The organism is Corynebacterium sp. MSK008, assembly GCF_030232585.1.
GTDB lineage: Bacteria > Actinomycetota > Actinomycetes > Mycobacteriales > Mycobacteriaceae > Corynebacterium.
Genome location: NZ_JASPJX010000001.1, coordinates 254,274 through 276,830, shown reverse-complemented (window position 1 = coordinate 276,830; position 22,557 = coordinate 254,274). Strand labels below are relative to the sequence as shown.

General features: G+C 65.6%; 21 protein-coding genes. 10 read left to right on the top strand and 11 right to left on the bottom strand.

The annotated features are described in order from the left end of the window. Positions 1 to 20: 20 nt before the first annotated feature. The 4 genes from infB to rimP all read right to left on the bottom strand — a co-directional run bounded on the left by infB (position 21) and on the right by rimP (position 5,002). The gene (gene infB / locus QP996_RS01300) at positions 21 to 2,864 is read right to left on the bottom strand and encodes a translation initiation factor IF-2 (RefSeq protein WP_284870831.1); all 2,844 of its coding nucleotides are present in this window, start codon (positions 2,862 to 2,864) and stop codon (positions 21 to 23) included. Positions 2,865 to 2,969: 105 nt separating this feature from the next. After that, positions 2,970 to 3,302 carry a YlxR family protein gene (locus QP996_RS01295; RefSeq protein ID WP_284870829.1) on the bottom strand — a complete coding sequence of 111 codons (333 nt, stop codon included), beginning with the start codon at positions 3,300 to 3,302 and terminating at the stop codon, positions 2,970 to 2,972. A gap of 132 nt (positions 3,303 to 3,434) precedes the next feature. Continuing rightward, complete coding sequence (gene nusA, locus QP996_RS01290; protein WP_284870828.1) at positions 3,435 to 4,454, bottom strand: transcription termination factor NusA; 1,020 nt, start codon at positions 4,452 to 4,454, stop codon at positions 3,435 to 3,437. Next, positions 4,451 to 5,002: a ribosome maturation factor RimP gene (gene rimP, locus QP996_RS01285; RefSeq protein ID WP_284870827.1), complete on the bottom strand. Its 552-nt coding sequence runs from the start codon at positions 5,000 to 5,002 to the stop codon at positions 4,451 to 4,453. The genes nusA and rimP overlap by 4 nt, the downstream gene beginning before the upstream one ends. A 31-nt stretch (positions 5,003 to 5,033) precedes the next feature. On the opposite strand from rimP, the gene QP996_RS01280 reads away from it, so the two are divergent. Next, a complete protein-coding gene (locus QP996_RS01280) occupies positions 5,034 to 5,840 on the top strand; it encodes a ferritin family protein (RefSeq protein WP_284870825.1) in 807 nt (268 codons plus the stop codon). On the opposite strand, the gene QP996_RS01275 is transcribed toward QP996_RS01280, so the two are convergent. Continuing rightward, on the bottom strand, positions 5,837 to 7,624 hold the full coding sequence (locus QP996_RS01275) for a proline--tRNA ligase (RefSeq protein WP_284870824.1): 1,788 nt from the start codon (positions 7,622 to 7,624) through the stop codon (positions 5,837 to 5,839). The two genes, QP996_RS01280 and QP996_RS01275, sit on opposite strands and share 4 nt — an antisense overlap. A 31-nt stretch (positions 7,625 to 7,655) precedes the next feature. Between QP996_RS01275 and QP996_RS01270 the strand changes: the two genes are divergently transcribed. From QP996_RS01270 to QP996_RS01255, 4 genes are all read left to right on the top strand, one after another. Then, the gene (locus QP996_RS01270; RefSeq protein ID WP_284870823.1) at positions 7,656 to 8,342 is read left to right on the top strand and encodes a YaaA family protein; all 687 of its coding nucleotides are present in this window, start codon (positions 7,656 to 7,658) and stop codon (positions 8,340 to 8,342) included. Positions 8,343 to 8,344: 2 nt separating this feature from the next. Continuing rightward, a complete protein-coding gene (locus QP996_RS01265) occupies positions 8,345 to 9,070 on the top strand; it encodes a DUF1648 domain-containing protein (RefSeq protein WP_284870821.1) in 726 nt (241 codons plus the stop codon). A gap of 96 nt (positions 9,071 to 9,166) precedes the next feature. Then, complete coding sequence (locus tag QP996_RS01260; RefSeq protein ID WP_284870820.1) at positions 9,167 to 10,288, top strand: ATP-binding protein; 1,122 nt, start codon at positions 9,167 to 9,169, stop codon at positions 10,286 to 10,288. Between the two features lie 40 nt (positions 10,289 to 10,328). Then, positions 10,329 to 11,066: an NAD-dependent deacylase gene (locus tag QP996_RS01255; RefSeq protein WP_284870819.1), complete on the top strand. Its 738-nt coding sequence runs from the start codon at positions 10,329 to 10,331 to the stop codon at positions 11,064 to 11,066. On the opposite strand, the gene QP996_RS01250 is transcribed toward QP996_RS01255, so the two are convergent. From QP996_RS01250 to cobA, 3 genes are all read right to left on the bottom strand, one after another. Next, positions 11,063 to 11,281: a type II toxin-antitoxin system Phd/YefM family antitoxin gene (locus QP996_RS01250; RefSeq protein WP_284870817.1), complete on the bottom strand. Its 219-nt coding sequence runs from the start codon at positions 11,279 to 11,281 to the stop codon at positions 11,063 to 11,065. The two genes, QP996_RS01255 and QP996_RS01250, sit on opposite strands and share 4 nt — an antisense overlap. Positions 11,282 to 11,304: 23 nt before the next feature. Then, positions 11,305 to 12,246, bottom strand: a complete 942-nt coding sequence (locus QP996_RS01245) for a class I SAM-dependent methyltransferase (RefSeq protein WP_284870816.1) — start codon at positions 12,244 to 12,246, stop codon at positions 11,305 to 11,307. A 100-nt stretch (positions 12,247 to 12,346) separates the two neighbouring features. After that, on the bottom strand, positions 12,347 to 13,087 hold the full coding sequence (gene cobA, locus QP996_RS01240) for a uroporphyrinogen-III C-methyltransferase (RefSeq protein ID WP_284870815.1): 741 nt from the start codon (positions 13,085 to 13,087) through the stop codon (positions 12,347 to 12,349). Between the two features lie 24 nt (positions 13,088 to 13,111). Here cobA and QP996_RS01235 point away from each other — a divergent pair, with 24 nt between their 5' ends. Then, positions 13,112 to 14,317 (top strand): protein adenylyltransferase SelO family protein, encoded by a 1,206-nt coding sequence (locus QP996_RS01235; RefSeq protein ID WP_284870814.1) that lies wholly within the window; start codon positions 13,112 to 13,114, stop codon positions 14,315 to 14,317. 33 nt (positions 14,318 to 14,350) lie between these two features. On the opposite strand, the gene mqo is transcribed toward QP996_RS01235, so the two are convergent. Further along, complete coding sequence (gene mqo / locus QP996_RS01230) at positions 14,351 to 15,862, bottom strand: malate dehydrogenase (quinone) (protein WP_284870813.1); 1,512 nt, start codon at positions 15,860 to 15,862, stop codon at positions 14,351 to 14,353. A gap of 131 nt (positions 15,863 to 15,993) precedes the next feature. On the opposite strand from mqo, the gene QP996_RS01225 reads away from it, so the two are divergent. The 4 genes from QP996_RS01225 to QP996_RS01210 all read left to right on the top strand — a co-directional run bounded on the left by QP996_RS01225 (position 15,994) and on the right by QP996_RS01210 (position 19,660). After that, positions 15,994 to 16,989, top strand: a complete 996-nt coding sequence (locus QP996_RS01225; protein ID WP_284870811.1) for an alpha/beta hydrolase — start codon at positions 15,994 to 15,996, stop codon at positions 16,987 to 16,989. Positions 16,990 to 17,030: 41 nt separating this feature from the next. Beyond that, positions 17,031 to 18,458 (top strand): mycothione reductase, encoded by a 1,428-nt coding sequence (gene mtr, locus QP996_RS01220; RefSeq protein WP_284870810.1) that lies wholly within the window; start codon positions 17,031 to 17,033, stop codon positions 18,456 to 18,458. A gap of 321 nt (positions 18,459 to 18,779) precedes the next feature. After that, positions 18,780 to 19,190: a hypothetical protein gene (locus QP996_RS01215; RefSeq protein ID WP_284870808.1), complete on the top strand. Its 411-nt coding sequence runs from the start codon at positions 18,780 to 18,782 to the stop codon at positions 19,188 to 19,190. A gap of 53 nt (positions 19,191 to 19,243) precedes the next feature. Then, the gene (locus tag QP996_RS01210; RefSeq protein WP_284870807.1) at positions 19,244 to 19,660 is read left to right on the top strand and encodes a hypothetical protein; all 417 of its coding nucleotides are present in this window, start codon (positions 19,244 to 19,246) and stop codon (positions 19,658 to 19,660) included. A gap of 129 nt (positions 19,661 to 19,789) precedes the next feature. Here the strand turns inward: QP996_RS01210 and map are convergent, their stop codons facing one another. Both map and QP996_RS01200 read right to left on the bottom strand, forming a co-directional pair. Then, the gene (gene map / locus QP996_RS01205) at positions 19,790 to 20,689 is read right to left on the bottom strand and encodes a type I methionyl aminopeptidase (protein ID WP_284870805.1); all 900 of its coding nucleotides are present in this window, start codon (positions 20,687 to 20,689) and stop codon (positions 19,790 to 19,792) included. 53 nt (positions 20,690 to 20,742) lie between these two features. Next, on the bottom strand, positions 20,743 to 22,557 hold the full coding sequence (locus QP996_RS01200) for a penicillin-binding transpeptidase domain-containing protein (protein ID WP_284870803.1): 1,815 nt from the start codon (positions 22,555 to 22,557) through the stop codon (positions 20,743 to 20,745).

Below are 22,557 nucleotides of genomic sequence, written 5' to 3'. Positions count from 1 at the left end.
ACGTGTATCACGCGGCAGCGCTAGTCGCGCGGCACCTCGACCATCTCGTAGGTCTGAATGATGTCGCCGACCTGAATGTCCGGGTAGGACAGCACCATGCCGCACTCGTAGCCCTTGGCCACCTCGTTGGCGTCGTCCTTCTCTCGGCGCAGCGACTCGATGGTCGCGTCCGGGGTGATGACGTTGCCGTCGCGGAGCAGGCGCAGCTTCGCACCGCGCTTGACCTTGCCCTCGGTGACCATGCAGCCGGCGATGAGGCCGACGGCGGAGGCCTTGAAGATCTGGCGGATCTCCGCCTCGCCCAGGTCGCGCTCCTCGTAGATCGGCTTGAGCATGCCCTTGAGCGCGTTCTCGACTTCCTCGATGGCCTGGTAGATCACCGAGTAGTAGCGGATCTCCACGCCCTCGGCGTTGGCCTCCTCGGTGGCCTTGCCGTCGGCGCGGACGTTGAAGCCGATGATGATCGCGTCCGACGCCGCCGCGAGCGTGACGTTGGTCTGGGTCACAGCGCCGACACCGCGGTCGATGATGTTGACCTGGACCTCGTCGTCGACCTCGATCTTGAGCAGCGCCTCCTCCAGGGCTTCCACCGAACCGGCGTTGTCGCCCTTGAGGATGAGGTTGAGCTGGCTGCGCTCCTTGAGAGCCTGATCCAGGTTCTCCAGGGACACACGCTTCTTCCGGCGCGCCTGCATCGCCGCACGCTGACGGGCGTCGCGCTGGGCCGCAATCTGGCGGGCAACGCGGTCGTCCTCGACCACGAGCAAGTTGTCGCCCGGGCCGGGGACACCGTTGAGGCCCTGGACCTGGACCGGGCGGGACGGGCCCGCCTCTTCCACGTCGTCGCCCCACTCGTCGACCATGCGGCGCACGCGGCCGAAGTTGCCGCCGACGACGATGGAGTCGCCGACGCGCAGGGTACCGCGCTGCACGATGACGGTGGAGACCGGGCCACGGCCGCGGTCCAGGTGGGACTCGATGGCCACGCCCTGGGCGTCCATGTCCGGGTTCGCCGTCAGCTCGAGCGCCGCGTCCGCGGTAAGCAGCACAGCCTCGAGCAGGTCGTCGATGCCGGTGCCCTGCTTCGCGGAGATGTCGATGAACATGGTGTCGCCGCCGTACTCTTCCGGCACGAGGCCGTACTCGGTGAGCTGGCCGCGGATCTTGTCCGGCTGAGCCTCCGGCTTATCCACCTTGTTCACCGCAACCACGATCGGCAGCTCCGCCGCCTTGGCGTGGTTGATCGCCTCGACGGTCTGCGGCATCACGCCGTCGTCCGCCGCCACGACCAGGATGGCCAAGTCGGTGGACTTGGCGCCGCGGGCACGCATGGCGGTAAACGCCTCGTGGCCCGGGGTATCCAGGAACGTGATCTTGCGCGGCTGGTCCTCGAGGGTGACCTCGGTCTGGTACGCGCCGATGCCCTGGGTGATGCCGCCGGCCTCGCCGCGACCCACGTTTGCCTTACGGATCGAATCCAGAAGACGGGTCTTACCGTGGTCGACGTGGCCCATGACGGAGACCACTGGCGGGCGCTGCTCCAGCGCGTCTTCGCCGCCTTCGTCCTCGCCGAACTGCAGGTCGAAGGATTCGAGCAGCTCGCGGTCCTCGTCCTCAGGCGAGACGATCTGCACCTCGTAGTTGATCTCGGCGCCGAGCAGCTGCAGCGTGTCCTCGGACACGGACTGCGTCGCCGTCACCATCTCACCGAGGTTGAACAGCGCCTGCACGAGCGACGACGCCTCAGTGTTGATCTTCTCCGCCAGGTCAGACAGGGTCGCGCCTTGGCGCAGACGGACGGTCTTGCCGCCGCCGTCGGGGAGACGAACGCCACCGATGACGTTCGGCTTGTGCATCTCCTCGTATTCAGCCCTCTTCTGGCCCTTGGACTTACGGCGCTTGCCGGGTGCACCACCCGGACGTCCGAATGCACCTGCGGTGCCGCCGCGACGGCCGCCACGACCGCGGAAACCGCCGCCCGGCCCACCGAAACGGGGACCGCCCGGTCCGCCGCCACGACCACGGCCGCCGCCGCGACCGCGACCGCCCGGGGCGGCCGCCTTCGACGGCATCTGTGTCGGGGACGGACCTGCAGGCATATCTGCCGGGGACGGACGGGAGCCGCCGCCCTGGCGTGCGCCGCCGGGACGCGGGCCACCCTGACCTGATCCGGGACGGCCGCCACCCGAACGCCCACCGCCCGGACGCGGCGGACGCTGGCCGCCACCGGTGTTGGACGAGAACGGGTTGTTCGCCACACGCGGGCGACCTGGCTTCGGCACCGGCCGCGGCATTGCGCCCGGGGTCGGAGCGCCACCCTTGGCACCCGGCTTGGCAGCGGGCTTCGGCGCACCCGGCTTGGCAGCGGGCTTCGGAGCGCCCGGCTTCGGAGCGCCCGGCTTGGCTGCAGCTGGCTTCGGGGTGCCCGGCTTCGCCGCGGGCTTCGGAGCGCCCGGCTTGGCTGCAGCAGGCTTGGGGGCACCCGGCTTCGGAGCGGACTCGCCGCCCGCAGGCTTCGGTGCGCCTGGCTTCGGCGCACCCGGAGCCGGTTTGTCATCCGTCGGCTTCGCCTGAGCGGCCGGCTTCGGGGACGCAGGCTTCGGCGCCGCTGCCTTCGCACGGTTCTGCCCCGGCTTCTTCAGCGGCGGCTTCTTCGGCGCAGACTCGGCCTTCTTGTCATCGGCAGCGTCGTCGCCACCAGCCTGCTTGGCGTAGTGCGCCTTCATCTTCTTCACGACGGGCGGCTCGATAGTCGACGACGCCGTCTTCACAAACTCACCCTGCTCCTTGAGCGTGGCGAGCAGTTCCTTACTTGTTACGCCGAGCTGTTTGGCCAACTCGTGAACGCGTAGCTTTCCGGACACGTATCTCCTCTTCGTTGTTGCTAGGAGCAGTGCCCTTCCGGCTACCTGCCCCTAGACGTGGTCAGTGACATTCATCGCTGATGCTGCTTCATGGTTGCGTACTCATCAGTGTTCAGTCTTTCCTTTTTCGTCTGGGTCGTTTACTTCGCCGCAGTTGCTTTGCGACGACGCAAGGTACGTACGTACATGACCTAGGTCCACCGCAGTGGACAGACGGAGCGCCCGCCCGAAGGCACGGCGTTGTTCCGCCAGCTCGACCGCATCCATAGAGGGCGTGATCCACGCTCCCCGGCCAGGAAGTTTCCTGCCCGGGTCTGCGAGCACACGCCCCGGCGCGTCCGGGTCGGCGACAACCCGCAACAGCTGGGTATCCGGCTGCGCGGTACGGGTGGCGATGCAGGTTCGGGTGCGGATCGGCTGCTTGCGGGCAACACCCATCCGCGTCCCCTTCCTTTCTCGCGTTCATCGTCGCCGCACCTGAACGTGCGGACACAAAAGCCGTATAACACTGTACGCCAAAACCCGCTGGATCTATATTTCCAGCGGGTTTCCTGGTTTCAGCGGTGTTATTTACTCGGCCGCGTCGGCGTCGGAGCGGATGTCGATCTTCCAGCCCGTCAGACGCGCCGCGAGGCGGGCGTTCTGGCCCTCCTTGCCGATGGCCAGCGACAGCTGGTAATCCGGCACGGTCACGCGGGCCGACTGCGCCTCAAGGTCCAGCACCTCCACGGAGACCACCTTCGACGGGGCCAAGGAGTTGCCGACGTACTTGGCGGGGTCCTCACTCCAGTCGATGATGTCGATCTTCTCGCCGCCGAGCTCTGACATGATGTTGGTCACGCGCGCGCCCCGCGGGCCGATGCAGGCGCCCTTGGCATTGACACCCTTGACGGTGGCGCGCACCGCCACCTTGGAGCGGTGGCCAGCCTCGCGGGCGATGCCGACGATCTCCACGGAGCCGTCCGCAACCTCCGGCACCTCGAGCGCGAACAGGCCGCGCACCAGCTCCGGGTGCGTGCGAGACAGGTTCACCTGCACGCGCTTGTCACCCTTGTTCACGCCCACGACATAGGCCTTGATGCGGTCGCCGTGCTTGAGCTTTTCACCCGGGATCTTCTCCGCCGGCAGCAGGATGCCATCCTGCGGGTCCGCCTCAGTGCCCAGCTGGACGATGTTCAGACCGCGGGCTTCCGCCTGCGCGTCGCGCTGCACGATGCCGGAGACCACCTGACCCTCGAAGCCGGCGTACTCGTCGTAGACGCGGCCGGCCTCCGCTTGGCGCAGGCGCCCCTTGATGGCGTCGCGCACGGCGACGGAGCCGATGCGCGAAAAGTTCACCGGAGTGTCGTCGTACTCGGAGACAACCTCCCCCTCAGCGTCCAGTTCGCTGACAATGACGGCCACATCGCCGGTTTCAGTGTCGATGTCAACGCGCGCCTTGGTGCCGTCGTCCACCTTGGCACCGGCGTCCCCCTCCTTGAACTCGCGGTAGGAGAACAGCAGTGCATTAGCGATGGTCGCCAGCAAATCCTCCATGGCGATCCCCTGCTGCTCCTCGATCGCCTTCAGCGCGTTCAAGTCGATATTCACTTGTTTTCCTTCCTCACCGTTGCAGCGGCATCAAGATCTTCAAACGCCCGATCCGCCAACTCCGTCTCGGCTGCCGGCGGGGCATTGAACTCAATTTCTACCACTGCTCCGGACAATTCAGAAACTGGCGAAACGCGAACCTCCTCCCCCTTTTTCGTCGCACGCACCAGCGCCACCTGAGTCTCCTCCGAGTCGAGCGGGCCCACACGCCACTGCTCCCCGCCCACCTTGACCTTGCGTCCGCGGTTGCGGCGGAAGTGCCGCGCCTCGGTCAACGGCAGGTCCACGCCCGGGGTGGTCAGCTCCAGGGTGTAGCCCGCGCCGAAGCTGACCTCACCACGTTCCTCGGCGTCGTCGAAAAGCGTAGAGAGTTCCTTGGACACCTCCTCGAGGTCGTCGAGCGTCGGGTGCTCGTCCGAATCCAGGGCGATGACCACCTGCGACTTCTTGCCCGCCTTGACCGTGCGGATCTTCTCAATATCCAAGCCGTAGGTGCGCACAACCGGTTCAACCATGCGCTCGATTACCTCGTTCGTGGGAAAAGCCATGCCGACCAACCTAGCGTGTAACGTGCAGCGCGTGAAGAAACTCCTCCTGCTGCCCGCCGCCGCGCTTTTGCTCACCAGCTGCACCGTGATGGACGTCGTGGGTCCACGCGCGAACAGCGAGATCATGGCGCTGGCGAAGCAGGCCTCCGCCGACTGGGTTTTCGGGAACCCCGCGCAGGAGCAGTGGCGCGAGATGCGCAAGAAGCAGAGCGAGGAGCTGAAAGGGGAAGCGCTTCGTTTGTGCGGCCTGGACGCGCAGGGGCAAACGCCCGCCTCGTGCGACGTCAGCTACGGCGACACCGACCTGCCCGCCGAAGGTAATGCGGACGCGCTACTCGAGCACAACGTCGCTGCCGCCGACAAGGTGCCGGCGGAGTCCGTGGATCTCATCGTCGCCCAGGCTATCGACGCGCTCACGCTCTCCCCCGTCGACCTCGAGCCTGTCACCGAGACTGTGTCGAACGCCGCGGACACGGAAGCGGCCCGCGACATGCTCGCCCGAGAAAACGCCGTCTACTACGGCCTTGGTCTCGCGCTCTCCTACGCCGATGCCGGCCTGCGCGGACGCGTCGGCGAGCTGCGCGAGGCCTCCCACGAGCGCACCGCAGCACTGACCCGCGTGCTGGATGTCGCCGACGGCGAGGCGTTGGTTCCCGCCGCCGGCTACGAGTTCGCCGAGGGCTACGCCGTGCCCGCGAACGCAGAAGAGGCCGCCCAGCTGGTCAAAACCATGCAGAGCGACCTGGTCACACAGTGGCGCTACGCCGCCGCCCACGCCGAGTCGACGGCGTGGCGCGAGGACGCCATCCGGTTGGCCGCACACGCCCAGCGGGTCTAGCCGAGGCGCTCGGCGACGAGCTCCTGGACCTTCGCCACGATCTCGTCGGCCGGGACCTCCAGCGTCTCGCCGCCGCGGATGCGCAGCTCGACGATGCCGTCGGCGAACGCGCGGCCGAGGATGACAATGAACGGCATGCCCAAAAGCTCGGCGTCCTTGAACTTCACACCCGGGGACACCTTCGGTCGATCGTCGAAAAGCACCTCGAGCCCGGCGTCAGACAGCTCGGCCGCGATGCGATCGCCCGCCTCAAGCGCTGCGGCATCCTTGTTCGCTACCGCCATGTGCACCTGGAACGGGGCGATCTCCACCGGCCAGACCAGGCCCTTGTCGTCGTAGCGCTGCTCCGCGATCACGGCGAGCATGCGGGAGATGCCGATGCCGTAGGAGCCCATCGTGGGCACGGCGCGCTTGCCGTTTTCGTCTAGGATCTGCACGTTCATGGCCTCGGTGTACTTGCGGCCGAGCTGGAAGATGTGGCCCAGCTCGATGCCGCGGGCGAGCTCGACGGTGCCATTGCCACTTGGCGACGGGTCGCCGGCCTTAATCTCGGCGGCCTCGATGAAGCCGTCGACGGTGAAGTCGCGGCCGGCAACCAGGCCCACCACGTGCTTGCCCGGGGCGTCCGCGCCGGTGATCCAGCTGGTGCCGTCGACCACGCGCGGGTCCGCCAGCAGTCGCACGCCGTTGGCCTGCAGCGCGCGCGGGCCGACGTAGCCCTTGACCAAAAAGTCGTTCTTGGCAAAGTCCTCATCGCTGGCCAGCTCGAACGTGGCGGGCTCAAGCGACGCCTCGAGGCGCTTCTCGTCCAGCTCGCGGTCGCCCGGGATGAGCACGCCGACCAGCTGCGCGCCCACCGGCTTGCCGTCCTCATCTACCTGACGCGGGTCGTTGACCTTCACCATCATGCATTTGAGGGTGTCGGCGGCTTCGGCGGAGCGCCCGTCGATAAGCACGCCAGCCCCCTGCGCCCACTCCACGAGCGCCGCGATGGTCTCGGAGGACGGGGTGTCGTGCTCGACCGCCTCCGGCAGGCCCTCAATCGGGCGCGGCTCCGGCGCGACAGTGGTCACGGCCTCGACGTTCGCCGCGTAATCGCCCGCAGTGGAGACGACGAAGGTGTCCTCGCCGTTATCCGAGTACGCCAAAAACTCCTCGGACGCGGAGCCGCCCATAGCGCCGGAGGTGGCCTTGCAGATCTCGTAGCGCAGGCCCACGCGGTCAAAGATGCGCTGGTAGGCGGCGCGGTGGTTGGCGTAAGACTGGTCCAGGCCCTCATCCGACATGTCGAAGGAGTAGCTGTCCTTCATCACAAACTCGCGCCCGCGCAGGATGCCGGCGCGGGGACGCGCCTCGTCGCGGTACTTCGTCTGGATCTGGTACAGCGTGACCGGGAAGTCCTTGTAGGAGGAGTACAGGTCCTTCACCGCGGTGGTGAACATTTCCTCGTGCGTGGGGCCGAGCAGCATGTCCGCGCCCTTGCGGTCCTTCAGGCGGAACAGGTCCTCGCCGTATTCGGTCCAGCGGTTGGTGGCCTCGTACGGCTCTCGCGGCAGCAGCGCCGGGAAGAGCAGTTCCTGGCCGCCCATGGCGTCCATCTCCTCGCGGACCACGCCTTCGATCTTGCGCAGCGCGCGCAGGCCCAGCGGCAGCCAGGAGTACACGCCGGGGGCGGCGCGGCGCACGTAGCCTGCGCGCACCAGCAGCTTGTGGCTGGGCACCTCGGCATCGGCGGGATCTTCGCGCAGCGTGCGCAGGAACAGCGTGGACAGGCGTGTAATCATGGTTTGGCAGTTTACCGCTAGGGTTTTGCGCATGCTGATCGTGCTCCCGCCTTCTGAAACCAAAGCCCCCGGCGGCACCGACACCCCCATGTCGCTGTCGTTTCCTTCCCTCGACCCTGTGCGCACATCGCTTATCGACGTCCTCACGTCCACCGACGTCGACACCATGATGCGCGAGCTGAAAATCCCCGCCGGTAAACGAGCGGAGGCCGAAGAGAACCGAGAGCTGCGCACGGCGCCGGTGATGCCAGCGATCCAGCGCTACACCGGGGTGCTCTACGACGCCTTGGACGCGTCGACCCTTCCAGATGAGGCCCTTTCCCGCCTGGCCGTGGGCTCCGCGCTGTTCGGGGTGGTGCGTGCGGGCGATTTGATCCCCCGCTACCGCGTTTCCGGCGGCTCCAAGGTGGGCGGGAAGACGATGAAGGCGTGGTGGGGCACGTCGGTCACGGACGTGCTCGGTGAGCAGGGGTTCGTGGTGGACATGCGCTCCGGCGCCTACCAGCAGCTCGGGCCGGTGGCGGGGGCGCTGACGGTGCGTGTGGAGCAGGCAGACACCGGCAAGGTGGTCAGCCACTTCAACAAGCAGTACAAAGGCGAGCTGGCCCGCACGCTGGCGCCTCACGACGCCACGCGCGCCGACGACGTCGCCGACATCGCTTCCGCCGCCGGGTTCGACGTTGCGGTCGACGGCACGCTACTCACCATGCGGGTGTAGCCATGGCTTCCAACTACCGCCGCTACGGCCTGGCCACGCTGATCTACGCCGCCGGGTTCGCGTACATCCTGCTGCGCTGGGAAACGATCCCCGACCCGGTGACGGTGCACATCGGCCCCACCGGCGAGGCGGACGGCTTCGCATCAAAGACGCTGCTCAGCACAACCCTGCTGATGATCGTCGGTATCGCACTCTCGGTGGTGATGCCGCTGTTTCTGCCGCCGCGATCGCTTGCCCGGCACACCGTCGAGGTCCCGGCCGAGGGCGCGTTGCCGTTTTCGGAGACGGCGGCCCGGCGCGTCGAGAAGCTTTGCGACGCTTCCGCGGACGTCGTCTCCAAAATAGTCCTCGCGATGGCCGCACTGTTCGCGATGATGAACATCTCCATGGTGGTGCCGGATGTGAAACTGCCGTTTTGGCTGGAGATTGTGCTCTGGATCGGCTTCACCGTCTACGTAGTGGTGATCGCGGTGCGGATGACCTCCGCGAAGGACGGCATCGAACCGGACGCGGAGGAGCAGGTGCGCAACGAGAACCTGCGCTACCAGGGCGGCATGGGCACCTACTCTGCGCCGAACGACCCGATGGTGGCGGCGGTGCTGCCGTCGAACCCGGGCAAGATCGCGGTGAACACCGCGCACGCGCCTGGCAAGCGCTACGTGCGGCGGGTGGTGCTCGGCATAGCTTTGACCCTCGTGGTGTGCGTGGCGCTGCCTTTTGTGGTCTAGCTCGGTCGTGCCGTCGCGGCGGCGCAATTTATCGATTTATCGGTTTATCGGTCGAGCGGAATTTATCGGTTTATCGGTTGCGCTATGCTGACCAGCATGAACAATCCTTTTCGCCCGACCTTCGGCGCAAGTCCGCTTGTGTGGGCGGGCCGCGCGACCGTGCTGACCGATTTCGAGAGAGCCATTTCGGGTTCGGCCGGTAACCCAGACCGGTCGATACTCATCTCCGGGTCAAGGGGTATCGGCAAGACAGTTCTACTTACCGAGCTCGAAGATATCGCAGCACGCCACGGCTGGATCGTGCTCCGCGCATCCGCACGGGAGAAGATCGCAGAATCGCTCATCCAGTCCGCTATCCCCGAAGCGATCAACCGGCTGTCCCCACCACAACGACGCCAGATTACGGGACTTTCCGTCGCCGGCATCGGGTCTGTGCGCACGGAGGTGGAGTCGCGTGATCCCGTGCCGAGGCTGACCACGCAGCTCCGGGAGCTCATCTCTCACCTCCGCGGCACTGGAGTGCTCATCACCATCGATGAGGTGCAGGACGCCTCACCGGAAGACCTCACACAGGTCGCGGTGGCATACCAGGATCTGGTTCGTGACGATCTCCCCGTTGCCGTCGCGATGGCCGGCCTGACCCACGGGATTAATACTCTGCTCGATCTGCCCGGCGCGACGTTTCTCCGCCGCGCCCGCCACTACGAACTCGGCCCGCTCAAGCTGGAGGACGCAAACGTTGCGCTTACTGAGACGGCCCGCGACGGCGGCAGGACTTTCAACGACGCGCAGCGGGCAGCGGAGTTCAGCAAGGGCTACCCCTACCTCGTGCAGCTGCTCGGCTTTTTGTCTTGGGAGGCCGCGGACGAACTCGGGCTCGAGAGCATCGATGCCCACGCGGTTTCAGCGGCGATCCCGCGCACGCTTGAACGGCTGGGCGTCCAAGTCCTCCAGCCAGCGCTCAGAGATCTCCCACCCCGGCAGATGGAGTACCTGCGGGCGATGGCCAAGATCGAGGACGAGACCGGTTCGACCGAGATCGCCACTTCGGCGCTAGCGGAGACCCTCGGCCGCCCAGCCACTTCGCTTTCCGACATTCGTGCGCGCCTAATCGAACGCGACCTGATCACCCCTGCCGGTTGGGGCCTCATCGAGTTCGCTCAGCCGTATCTGGGCCAGTACCTGCTCGACCGCGGACGGCCTCAGCGGATCAGCTAAGACGCTTCGTCTCCCATCTCACGCGGGTACCGTCGCACCTATGACCGCCTCCTCCACCATCGACACCGCCCGCGCCCTTATCGCCGACGCCTCGCACATCGAGGTCTTCACCGGCGCTGGCATGAGCGCCGACAGCGGCATCGCCACCTACCGCGACGCGCAGACCGGCCTGTGGGAGAACGTGGACCCGCAGGACATGGCGTCCATCGACGCGTGGCACGACGACCCGGACACCATGTTCGCCTGGTACCTCTGGCGCGCCCACCTCGCGCAGCAGGCGGAGCCGAACGCGGGCCACGTCGCCGTCGCTAAGTCGCCGAAGACCACGGTGACCACGCAAAACATCGACAATCTCCACGAGCGCGCGGGCAGCAAGGAGGTCGTCCACCTGCACGGTTCGCTTTTCGACTTTCGCTGCTCGCTTTGCGACGAAAACTTCGCCCAGCCCATCGACCTCCCCAAAGAACCCGTGGCAGCAATTACTCCCCCGTCCTGCCCGGTCTGCGGTGGCTCCGTGCGCCCCGGCGTGGTCTGGTTCGGCGAGGCGTTGCCTGAAGCCGAGTGGAAGGAAGCGGAGCGCCGCATGCGCACCGCTGACGCGCTGGTGATCGTGGGCACCTCGGGCGTGGTCTACCCCGCCGCCGGCCTGCCGCTGATGGCGCACGCCCGCGAGATCCCCATCATCGAGGTCACCCCCATGCGCACGGACCTGTCGCACCTGGCCGACGTGGTCATCGAGGACACCGCCGCCAACGCCTTACCGGCCCTTTTGGGCTAACGGGACACTGCTTGGTCATAGGCCCGGATAAACCTACGTGCATTCGCGGGCGTGCCGAGAATGTGGGCAGTTTCCTTCCAGGATCGAAATTCGGCCGCAGGAATCAGCACGGCATCACCGACGCGTGACTGGATCTGTACGTGCTTGCCCGCAACGGTTACCTCCCGCATCAGCTCGTCGAAGTTCTCGCGTGCTTCGTCAACTGTCAGTGCCATCCTGCCTCCTTGCGCATTTCAGCCTAGCGGCTGGCGCGGAGCACCGTGAAGGTTGTATCTCGCGCGACCTGCTCCACGGATGCGAATCTGCGCTCCACCTCGCCGCGGTAGCGCAGGTGCGAGTTGTGCACCAAGTACAGCGCCCCTCCGGGGGCGAGCAGACGCGCGGAGGCGTCGAGGAGGTGCTGCACGAGAGTGGCGTCGACGGTGGTGCCGTCGTGGAACGGCGGGTTCAGCGCGATCGTGTCGAAGGACGCATCCGGCAAGCGTGAGCCCGCGTCGTCCCACGTCGCCTCCAACCCGATGGCGCGTGCGGACAGCACCGCGTCGGCATCCGCGTCCGTGGCAACGCCACCCAAGCCCCGGGTGACGGAGCCGTTGCCGCAGCCCAGGTCGAGCAGGCGGCCGGGCTCGGCGGGCAGGCAGGAGCGAAGCAGCTCCCCGCCCCGATCCGGCTTTGCACCGGAGAAGACTCCGCCGACGGCGACGAGGCCGTCGTAAAGCTTTGGCTCATACGACACCTCGCGTGGGCCCGAGGCGACGAGGCAACGGAACTTGCCGCGGCCGAGCGAGGCAGCAACGTCCTCGAACGACTCCCCCAACGTCGCGTTCATGCTGCGTGCGAGGTGCTTGTTGTTCGCACCGAGTACGACCCGCACGTCGTCGAAACCCGCACCCGCGATGGAGCGCGCCAGGTAGTCGAGCCGGGCGAGCGACTTGGGCATCTCCCCGACCGCGACCGCGGAACCGGTTGCGCCGGCCAGGTATTCGTCCAGCCGCACATCACCCGCGATCTCGGCGCCCATTGCCGAGGCCTCCTGGCTTCGCGCGTAGTCCGAGTCGCAGAACACCACGGGCGCGCCCGCAGCAACCGCCTCGCGGGTGAGATCCAGCGTCGGGTCGTGGCAGATGAGCACCGCCTGCCGGTACCCCTCCCCCAGACCCTGGGAACCGGATCCTGGCATCGGCCGATTTTTGCCAGCTCCCAGGGTTTGGCTCCCAGGGTATGTAGAAGCGGCGGGCCCGACGGAGGCGACTTCCCCGAACGCGACGTCCCAGATCAAGCTATCCAGCGTGCGCAAGGCCTGCGACCTCCCCCACCACGTACACGGCCGGCGCCGCAACGCCTTCGGCCTCCATCACGTCAGCCAAGCTCGCCGCGGTGGCGAAGTACACGCGCTGCGCTTCGGTCTCGCCCTCCTGGATCACGGCGGCGGGAGTGTCCCCGGACAACCCGGCCTCCACCAGCGCCGCCGTGATCGCACGCACGTTGCGCACACCCATGACCACCACGATCGTCCCGCCAACGCGGGCTAGCGCACCCCAGTCCACCAGCGACTTCTCATGCCCTGGCGGCAGGTGCCCGGAGACCACCGTGAACGCGTGCGTGACCCCGCGCTGGGTCACCGGGACCGAAGCGGCGGCCGGCACAGACACCGCCGAGGTCACGCCCGGCACGACCGAGCACTCCAGCCCGGCGGCCGCGCACGCCTGCAGTTCCTCGAAGCCCCGGCCGAACACGTACGGGTCGCCGCCTTTGAGCCGCACCACGCGCTTGCCGGCGCGCCCGAACTCCACCAGCATCTCGTTGATTCGCTCCTGCGCGACCTGCCTCGCGTACGGCAGCTTCGCCACGTCCACGACTTCCTTGCCGGTCAGGTCCAAAAAACTCTCCAGCTCAGCGGAGGGGCCGAGGTGGTCGGCGAGGATGACGTCGGCAGCCTCAAGCGCGCGCAATCCGCGGATGGTCAGCAGGTCCCACGCGCCTGGGCCGCCGCCTACGAGTGTGATGTGGCCGGTAGTCATATCCAATCAGTTTAGGGTGGAGCCATGAATCAACCCCAGCTCGCCCACACGCTCGCAGATGCCCTACCGGAGCTCGCGCATGCAGAGCCCGGCACGAAGTTTGAGAACCCGCAGCTTGTCGCGCTCAACGAGCCGCTTGCGGAGGAGCTCGGGCTCGACGTCGCGTGGCTGAAATCTGAAGACGGCCTGAAGTTCCTCTCCGGCTCGCAAGGCGGCCACGCCATGGCGTACGCTGCCCACCAGTTTGGCCAGTTCGTGCCTTTGCTTGGCGACGGCCGCGCCCTGCTGCTCGGCGACACCGCCGGCCATGAGATCCAGCTCAAGGGCTCAGGCTTGACCGCGTTTTCGCGCCCGGGCACGGACGGGGTAGGTGCGATCGGGCCGATGCTGCGCGAACACCTCGTTTCCACGTTTATGCATGCGGTCGGCGTGCCCACCACACGCTCGCTTGCGGTGCTGTCCACCGGCGGCACCGTGATTCGCCAAAACGGCGCGGTCCCCGGCGGGATCGTGGTGCGCGTGGCTAAGAGCCACCTGCGCGTGGGCACGGTACAGTATGCGGCGACGAAATCGGAGGAGCTGACGCAGAAGGTCGTCGCCGCCGCCGGCTTCGCAGACGCCGAGGAGCTGCTGCGTACCGTCACCCGTCGCCAGTTCGACCTGGTTGCGCACTGGATGCGCCTGGGCTTTGTCCACGGGGTGATGAACACCGACAACGTAGCGCTGTCCGGCGAGACCCTCGATTACGGCCCGTGCGCGTTCACCGAGCGGTTCGACGGCACCGCGAGCTTCTCCTCCATCGACCGGCAGGGCCGCTACGCCTTTGGCAACCAGCCCAACATCATCGCCTGGAACATGGCGCGGCTGGCGGAGGCGCTCTACCCGCTGCTCGGTGCTGAGAAGGTCAACGAGTACGTCACAACGGTTCAAGCCGCCTGGGATGAAGCGTGGGCGAGGTGGATCGGAGCCGACCACGACGGGCTCAACGCGGCCGCCGACATCACCACCTACAACCGCGAGCACGGCATTAACGGCGCGCCGGGGCCCATCTTCATCCCCCGCAACCAGATGCTGCAGGAGGCTATCGACGCTGCCGAGCTCCGCGGCGACTACACCGCGTACGACGAGCTGCTCGCCGCGGTGAGTGACCCGTACAACGAAAAGGCCGGGCCCGAATGGATGGCCCGGCCTGAGGGGCAGCTGCCCTACGTCACCTTCTGTGGGACATAGGAAGCCCTCCCCCTGTAGAGCGACGAAGGAGCTCTACAGCGTGTTTTCGCCCGTGTCCAGCCCCAGTGTCTTCTGGGTCCACGCCCACTGCTCGTCGTAAGCGGCCTCGTCGCGCTTGAGGGACTTGCCGTAGGTGGGGAACATTTCGTGCAGCTTGTCGCCCCAGTCGATCATGCGCTCGCCGAAGCAGCGCTCCAGCAGCTCGATCATGGCGGCCGGGGTGATGGATGCGCCCGGAGATGCGCCGAGCACGCCGGCGATGGTGCCGTTCTGGTCGTTGACCAGGGCGGTGCCGAACTCCAGGGTGCCGAAGCGCGGGGCGGCGGCCGGCTTGATCACCTGCACGCGCTGGCCGGCGACCACCACCTCCCAGTCCTTGCCGTCTGCTGCCGGGTAGTACTCGTGCAGCATGTCCACCTTGCCGTCGAAGTCGCGGAAGACTTCCTGCACCAGGTACTTCACCAGGCCGATGTTGGTGGCGGCCACGCCGAGGTAGGACGGGATGTTGTCCGGGCGGATGGACTTGAACAGGTCCAGGTAGGAGCCTTCCTTCAAGAACTTCGGGCTCCAGCCGCCGTAGGGGCCGAACAGGAGGGATTCCTTGCCGTCGACGACGCGCAGGTCCAGGTGCGGCACGGACATCGGCGGGGCGCCGACTTTGGCCTTGCCGTAGACCTTGGCCTTGTGCTGCTGCACCAGTTCCTGGTTGTCGGTCTTGAGCCACATGCCGGAGATCGGGAAGCCCGCGTAGCCGTGCACCTCGGGCACGCCTGCCTTGCGCAGCAGGTCGAGGGCGTAGCCGCCGGCGCCGACGAAGACGAAGCGGGCGCGCACGACCTGCTTGTCGCCGGTGTGGACGTTTTTGACGGTGACCTTCCAGAAGTTGCCTTCGCGCTTGATGTTGGTCACTTCGCGGCCGTAGCGGATCTCGGTGCCGTTACTCTTGGCGGCGTCGAGGAACTGCTGGGTCAGGGAGCCGTAGTTGATGTCGGTGCCTGCGTCGGTCCAGGAGATGGCCACCGGCTCGGCGTCGAAGTCGCGGCCCTGGGACATCAGCGGCAACTTCTCCGCGAAGGTCTCGCGGTCATCCGCGAACTGCATGTTGGGGAACATGTGGTTTGCGGAGAGCTTGTCGTAGCGCTTGCGCAGGTAGTTGATCTGGTCTTCGCCCTGGGCGAAGGAGACGTGCGGCACGGGGTTGATGAACGCGCGCGGATCGGTCAACACGCCGTTTTCAACCTGGTAGGACCAGAACTGGCGCGACAGCTGGAACTTTTCGTTGATGTTCATCGCCTTGGAGACATCAATGCGGCCCTTCTTTTCGGGCGTGTAGTTCAGCTCGCACAGCGCGGAGTGGCCGGTGCCGGCGTTGTTGAAGGGGTAGGAGGACTCCTCGGCCGGGCCGTCAAGCCGCTCGAAGATCATCTGGGACCATTCGGGTTCCAGTTCGTGCAGCATCGAGCACAGCGTGGCGCTCATGATGCCGGCGCCGACGTGCAGGATGTCCACCTCGTCCGCGTACTTCTTACCACCGTTGTCAGACATGCGTAGTCATCCTTTGATGTTTATCGACTTTTGGGAGTGGTGACTATATTACGTCCCTTTCATAGCCAAGGTGCAAAGGCTTGTCGACGACCACAGGTGCCCACCGTCCGCAGAAAAGTATCATCGGCCGCATGAACAAGCTTGATTGGCAACCTGACCCGCTCGGCGACGGATTCGAGCAGGCAGTACTCCCCCAGGGAAAGGACCCGGATAGTCGAACTCGCGTGGATGCGGTGCTGGTGCGGGACAAGCGCGCGTCGCAAAGCACAAAGCCCCACAAGCCTGCGGTGGTGTGGGTGCACGGCATGTCCGACTACTTTTTCCAGGCCCACGTCGCCGACGAGTTCACCCGGCACGGGTACCCGTTTTACGCGCTGGACCTGCGGCGTTGCGGGCGTGCACTGAAGAAGGGTCAGCGCGCGCACTTCACACTTTCCATGAGCCGGTATTTCCCCGAGCTCACCCAGACGCTAGAGATTCTTGCGGCGGAGCACGGCTCGGTGGTGGTGCTGGCGCATTCCACCGGCGGGCTGATTGTGCCGCTGTGGGCGGACCACTTGCGCCGCGAAGATCCCGCGGAGCATAAAAAGCTTGCCGGCGTCGTTTTGAACAGCCCGTGGCTGGACATGCAGTACCCGAAATGGCAGGTGGCCGTGCTTAAACCGCTGCTCAACTTCTTCGGCACCATCTTTCCTTCGCTGCCGCTGTTGCAGCGCGGCGAAGGCACGTACGGCAAGTCCATCCACCGGGACTTCCACGGCGAGTGGGAGTTCAACACGCAGTGGAAGCCGATTGACGGGCACCGCAAGTACCTGGGTTGGATCCGCGCAGTGATCAAGGGTCAGGAACACATCCACGCCGGAGACGTTGACACTGGTGTGCCGACGCTGACGCTGTGTTCGTCGCATTCATACCTTGGCGAGGAGTACTCCCCCGCCGCCGACACCGCCGACACTGTGCTCGACGTCGACCAGATTCAGCGCTGGGCACCGACGCTTTCTGACAACGCGAGCGTGCAGGTCATCGACGGCGCACGGCACGACATGTTCCTCTCCGAACGCCACGCCCGCGAGGCCGCGTTCAAGGCCGTTTTCCAGTGGTTAGACGGCCAAAATTTCGCCAGGTAACGTCAATACGCAACGCACACATATATATAGAGGAGAAAACCATGCCCGCTCACGACAGCACTTTGCAGGACGCCACACGCTTCGACCTGATCATTGTGGGAACGGGTTCGGGCAACTCCATCCTCACTCCCGACTTCGATGACAAGAACGTCGCGATTGTGGAGAAAGGCGCGTTCGGGGGCACGTGCCTCAACGTCGGCTGCATTCCCACCAAGATGTACGTGCTTGCCGCGGAGCAGGCGTACGCGGCGCGCGAGGCCGGAAAGCTCGGCATCGATCTTGAATACAAGGGCGCAGACTGGCCCGGGATCGTCGAGCGCGTCTTCGACAACCGCATCGACCTGATCGCCAAGGGCGGCGAGGATTACCGCCGCAACGGTTGCCCCAACGTCACCGTCTTCGACGTGGAGGCGTCCTTCGTCGGCCCCAAGACGCTCAAGACCGGACGCGGCGAGACTGAGGAGCTCATCACCGCCGACACGATCATCCTCGCCGCCGGCGCCCGCCCGTTCGTCCCTGACTGGGCGCACGACGTCACCTTCCACACCAACGAGGACATCATGCGGCTGGAGCACCAGCCGAAGTCGCTAACCATCGTCGGCGGGGGCTTCATTGCCATGGAGTTCGCGCACGTCTTTGAGGCACTGGGCACTGAGGTGACCATCATTAGCCGCTCGCAGCTGCTGCGCCATCTGGACAAGGATCTTGCCGAGCCGTTTAACAAGCTCGCTACCGAGCGCTACACCGTCCACATGGGCCGCACGGTCACTTCCGCTACCGAAGACAGCGAGGGCGTCACGCTCACGCTTGACGACGGCACCACGGTCACCACCGAATCCCTCCTCATCGCCACGGGCCGTATCCCCAACAGCGACACCCTCGACGTCGCCGCGGCCGGAATCGAAACGCACGAAGACGGCCGCGTCGCCGTCGACGAGTTCGGCCGCACCTCTGTGGACGGCGTGTGGTCGCTCGGCGACCTTTCCTCCCCGTACCAGCTCAAGCACGTGGCGAACGCGGAGCAGCGCGCGGTGACGCACAACGTGCTTCAAGCTTGGGCCAGCGAAAGTGGCTCGGCCATGGTGCCGATGCCGCACGATCACGTCCCGTCGGCGATCTTCACCCACCCGCAGATCGCCGCGGTGGGAATGACCGAACAGGAAGCTGTGGACGCCGGCTTCGACGTCACTGTGAAGGTGCAGAACTACGGCGACGTGGCCTATGGGTGGGGTTTGGAGGACTCCACCGGCATGGTGAAGCTGGTGGCGGACCGCCGAACCGGCCAACTTCTGGGCGCCCACTACATGGGCCCGCAGGCATCCACGCTCATCCAACAAATGATTACTGTGCTCGCATACGGGCTGGATCTGCGGGACTTCCCCCGCTCGCAGTACTGGATCCACCCGTCCCTGGCAGAGGTGACTGAAAACGCGATCCTCGGCCTCGACTTGACGTTCAAAGAAGTCTAAACCTCGACTTCACCCCCTCTTTCGGGGGACCACATTAAAAGGCAGGACCTTTTCGACACAGCTGGCGAAAAGGGCACGTAAAAGATATTTGGTGCACCCCAATCTTTTCAGCGAACGCCAAGCTTTCCAACCTTTGGTTGAACTTTTGAAAAATTTTAAGCGTCAACTTGCATACGTCTGGAAGTGTTCGGCTATTGTCGGTGCAGACACCGGGACCGAGCCCACCGGGCTTGCTATCGGTCCTAGGAGCTCAATGCCCCTGGGATTCTTTGAATTCCACCCGGACGTCGTGCAAGAACTATCAGAGAAGGATTTCGTTTCATGCGTAATTTCCGTAAGGCAGCCCTCGCCGGCGCAACCGCCGTCGCTGTGGCATTCGGCTCCACCGCAGTCGCAACCGCCGAGACCACTGAGGACAACACCGCGGCAGAGAACACCTACGTCGCACCGTCCCGTCCGGTCGCAGACAAGGACCGCAAGGACGGCGTTGAGCCGGCTTCCTCCAACAAGATCGTCCAGTCCGAGTGGCTCGAGTTCCGCGACAAGGACGGCAACCTGCGCGGCACCGACGGCGAGGCGATCTTCGGCAGCAAGAAGGATAACTTCGGTGAGCAGCCGCGTTACGCTCGTCTCGCGTACGGCGCAACCATCTTCACCGCTGTCTCCGCACTCGTCGGCCTCATCGTTGGCCCGCTGTACAACTTCTTCGTTCACGGCGAATTCAACTTCTAAGACCGCGGACTTCCGCAAACCAATTCCACTCACATTTCGAAAGAAGGAAAACGATGCGTAACTTCCGCACCGCTGCAGTTGCTTCCGCAACCGCTCTGACCGTCCTCGCTGGCGGCACCGCAATCGCGTCCGCTGAGGATGCTCAGAACGAGACCACCTCCAACGACAAGGCTGTTGTCTTCGTCGGCAAGCAGGAGGGCGACAAGGACTTCGGTAAGGTCGTCAGCGACGGCACCGAGGGCCTCTTCGGCGGCAAGGGTTCTTCCCAGTACTTTGATGACAAGGACAAGCCGTTCTACCCGACCGACGCTTTCGGCAACACCACCAACGCTGAGGACGTCCCGCAGTGGGCTCGCTACTGGATCGACGGCTCCATCGTCGCTGCCATCGGCGCCCTGGTTGGCCTCGTCATCGCTGGCTTCAACTTCGCCTTCTACAACGGCTGGATCCAGCACCCGCTCAGCAAGTAAACCTTGCGGCTAAGCCACGACACCCCATTGCGCGTAGCAGTGGGGTTTCGTTGTGTTTGGAGTTAGTTCGCAAGCGAAACGGGCCGGTACGGAGTTGCTCCGTACCGGCCCGTTTTGCAGTTTCGGGTCCTACTCCCCCAGCATGTGCTGCCCGGCGGCGACGTCCGCGTCCGGGATGGTGAGGATCTCATTGCCGTCGTCGGTGATGACGATGGTGTGCTCGAATTGGGCGGTGTACTCGCCGTCGATGTTCTGCACCGTCCAGCCGTCGTCCCATATGCGGTACGGCAGCTCGCCGAGGTTGATCATCGGTTCAATGGTCAGCGTCATGCCCGGCTCGAGGACGTCCGTGTAAGCGTCGGAATCGTAGTGCAGCACCACCAGGCCGTTGTGGAATGTGGTGCCCACGCCGTGGCCCGTGAAGTCGGTGACCACGTTGTACCCGAAGCGCTTTGCGTAAGACTCGATCACTCGGCCGATCACGTTGATCTGGCGGCCGGGTTTGGCGGCCTTAATGCCGCGCATCATCGCCTGGTAAGTGCGGTCCACAAGATCCTTGTGCTCCTGTGTCACCTCACCGGCGAAGAAGGTGGCGTTCGTGTCGCCGTGCACGCCGTTCTTGTAGGCGGTGACGTCGATATTGACGATGTCCCCCTCCTGGATCACTGTGGTGTCCGGGATGCCGTGGCAGACAATTTCGTTCAGCGAGATGCAGGAGGACTTCGGGTACCCACGGTAGCCCAGCGTCGACGGGTACGCGCCGTGCTCCACCAAGTAGTCGTGGACGATGCCGTCGATCTCGTCGGTGGTCTTGCCCGGCGCTACAGCGGCACCTGCAAGCGCGAGCGCGTTCGCCGCGATCTTGGAGGCCTCGCGCATTGCCTCGATGGTCTCCGGGGTCTGGATGACCGGCTCGCCGACGTTCTCCTGGACCTCGTCTTTCCATGCGTACTCGGGGCGCTCAATGGACTTTGGCACCTTGCGCTCTGGGGTGGGTTTTCCTGGGGTGAGTAGACCTCGGTTATTCATGTCCCCAATGGTAGACCTGCGGTCAAACAGGCCCGTATACCCCACCAGGGGACCTACTGGGCGGGCGCGTCGAGGTTCAGCAGCATCCGGTCCGAAAGCGCCACGGCGGCCTCAGAACCGCCGCCGAGTACAACCAAGGTGGCAAAGGCGATGTCGTCGTCCGCACGGTAGCCGGTGAACCACGAGTGGGATCCTTCGTTGATCTCGGCCTCACCTGTTTTGCCGCGGATATCCCCGCCCGCGGTGAACGCGCTCGCTGTACCGCCGGGCCCGGTCACCGCGGCCATCATCTGGCGCAGTTCCTCAGCCGCCTGCGGGTCCATCGGCGGGGCCTCTTCGCTGAGCTTCGTTTCCTCGCCCTCCACCAGGTACGGCACTGGCAACGAGCCGCGCGCAGCCGCGGCGGAGACCAGGGCCATGCCGAAGGGGCTGGCCAGATCCAGGCCCTGGCCGTAGCCGGCTTCGGTGCGGTCCAGCGGCTCCTCGCCCTCTGGGATTGAACCTGTGATGGTCTCCACCCCGGGGATCTCCATGTCCAAGCCCAGACCGAACTGTTTGCCAATATCCTGCAGCTCTCCCGGCGCCAGCTTCGTGGAAATATCCGCGAACGTGGTGTTGCAGGAGCGCGCGAATGCGGTCTCCAGCGGCACTGTTCCCATGCCGAAGCCGGCGTAGTTGGTCACGGTGCGCCCGAAGATGTTCATCGTGCCCGGGCACGGCACCGGTGAACCCGGGATCAGGCCCTGTTTGGTCAGTCCGGCGAATGCGGTGAGGATCTTGAACGTCGAGCCCGGCGGGTACTGGCCCATTGTGGCCAGGTTGCCGCCGGCGTCCGCGGCCGGCGTTTGCGCAATGGCCAGGATCCCGCCTGTGGACGGCCGAATGGCCACAATCATGGCTTGCTGGCCCGCAACAGGCTCCAAGGCCGTCTCCGCGGCGCGCTGAATGCGGTGGTCCAGGCTGATATGGACCGCAGGCGCGGGAGCGGCGTCCTGGCGCTTAATCTCTTCGTAGGAGGCGCCGTTTTCGTTGACCACATCAACGCTCCAACCGGTATCGCCCTGTAAATCGTCGCGCACCAGCTCGCCCACGCGCGCCATGATGTCGGGGGCGAAATCGGGCTGCGCGTTGACCATCGCGGCCTCCTCGTTCAACCGCACACCGGGCTCGCCAGCAAGCGCGGACTCGAACGCGTCGCGGGCGGGCGCAGGAACCACGGCAACGGAGTATGTACCAGTGGCGTCCTGTAGCTCTTTGGCAATGTCCTCTGCGTCGCGCAGGGGCGCCCCGCGGTCCACCTCGTGCGCCTTCGCTAGCGCCGCACTAATTCCCGCGGCTGCTGCCCCGGCGCTGCGCATCTCATCCGTGTCCACCAACACCCGGTAGGCGGTGCCGGGCTTCAGCAACTCCACCCCGTCGGAGGAGACCACACTCGCCTGCGACGGCGCCACCGCGCGCAACTCCAAATGCTGGTTCGCACCCAGCCGCGGGTGCAGCATGGACGGCTGCCAGCGCACGTTCCACGTATCGCCGCTCTGCGTCAGCGTCATCTGCGCCTGGTACGTCAGATCACGATCGCGGGGCAGGTCCCAGCGCAGCTCGTAAGTGGCGGTGGCCAGGTTGTCGTCCTGGTTGACGTCGATAAGCGATGCGCTCAGGCTCTCCGCCTGCAACCCGCCCCACGTCTCATTCAGCGAGGTTTCGGCGGCGGAGGCGTTGTCAATCAGCGCCGAATTCACCTCGCGCTTTTCCAGCGCGCTGAGGAAATCGGAGGCGGCAGGTTCGGCGTCGTTGGGGCGCGGGGTGCAACTGCTTATCGACGCCGCCAGCGCCACCACCGCAATCCCCGCGACACGGCGACGCAGCAT

Bases quoted from the DNA above. Each gene is read 5' to 3' on its own strand.
- map (WP_284870805.1), bottom strand. From the start codon at position 20,689: ATGAATAACCGAGGTCTACTCACCCCAGGAAAACCCACCCCAGAGCGC.
- mtr (WP_284870810.1), top strand. From the start codon at position 17,031: ATGCCCGCTCACGACAGCACTTTGCAGGACGCCACACGCTTCGACCTG.
- QP996_RS01270 (WP_284870823.1), top strand. From the start codon at position 7,656: ATGCTGATCGTGCTCCCGCCTTCTGAAACCAAAGCCCCCGGCGGCACC.
- rimP (WP_284870827.1), bottom strand. From the start codon at position 5,002: ATGGCTTTTCCCACGAACGAGGTAATCGAGCGCATGGTTGAACCGGTT.
- QP996_RS01255 (WP_284870819.1), top strand. From the start codon at position 10,329: ATGACCGCCTCCTCCACCATCGACACCGCCCGCGCCCTTATCGCCGAC.
- QP996_RS01200 (WP_284870803.1), bottom strand. From the start codon at position 22,557: ATGCTGCGTCGCCGTGTCGCGGGGATTGCGGTGGTGGCGCTGGCGGCG.
- QP996_RS01210 (WP_284870807.1), top strand. From the start codon at position 19,244: ATGCGTAACTTCCGCACCGCTGCAGTTGCTTCCGCAACCGCTCTGACC.
- cobA (WP_284870815.1), bottom strand. From the start codon at position 13,087: ATGACTACCGGCCACATCACACTCGTAGGCGGCGGCCCAGGCGCGTGG.
- QP996_RS01265 (WP_284870821.1), top strand. From the start codon at position 8,345: ATGGCTTCCAACTACCGCCGCTACGGCCTGGCCACGCTGATCTACGCC.
- QP996_RS01235 (WP_284870814.1), top strand. From the start codon at position 13,112: ATGAATCAACCCCAGCTCGCCCACACGCTCGCAGATGCCCTACCGGAG.
- QP996_RS01250 (WP_284870817.1), bottom strand. From the start codon at position 11,281: ATGGCACTGACAGTTGACGAAGCACGCGAGAACTTCGACGAGCTGATG.
- QP996_RS01245 (WP_284870816.1), bottom strand. From the start codon at position 12,246: ATGCCAGGATCCGGTTCCCAGGGTCTGGGGGAGGGGTACCGGCAGGCG.
- QP996_RS01275 (WP_284870824.1), bottom strand. From the start codon at position 7,624: ATGATTACACGCCTGTCCACGCTGTTCCTGCGCACGCTGCGCGAAGAT.
- QP996_RS01225 (WP_284870811.1), top strand. From the start codon at position 15,994: ATGAACAAGCTTGATTGGCAACCTGACCCGCTCGGCGACGGATTCGAG.
- mqo (WP_284870813.1), bottom strand. From the start codon at position 15,862: ATGTCTGACAACGGTGGTAAGAAGTACGCGGACGAGGTGGACATCCTG.
- QP996_RS01260 (WP_284870820.1), top strand. From the start codon at position 9,167: ATGAACAATCCTTTTCGCCCGACCTTCGGCGCAAGTCCGCTTGTGTGG.
- QP996_RS01215 (WP_284870808.1), top strand. From the start codon at position 18,780: ATGCGTAATTTCCGTAAGGCAGCCCTCGCCGGCGCAACCGCCGTCGCT.
- QP996_RS01295 (WP_284870829.1), bottom strand. From the start codon at position 3,302: ATGGGTGTTGCCCGCAAGCAGCCGATCCGCACCCGAACCTGCATCGCC.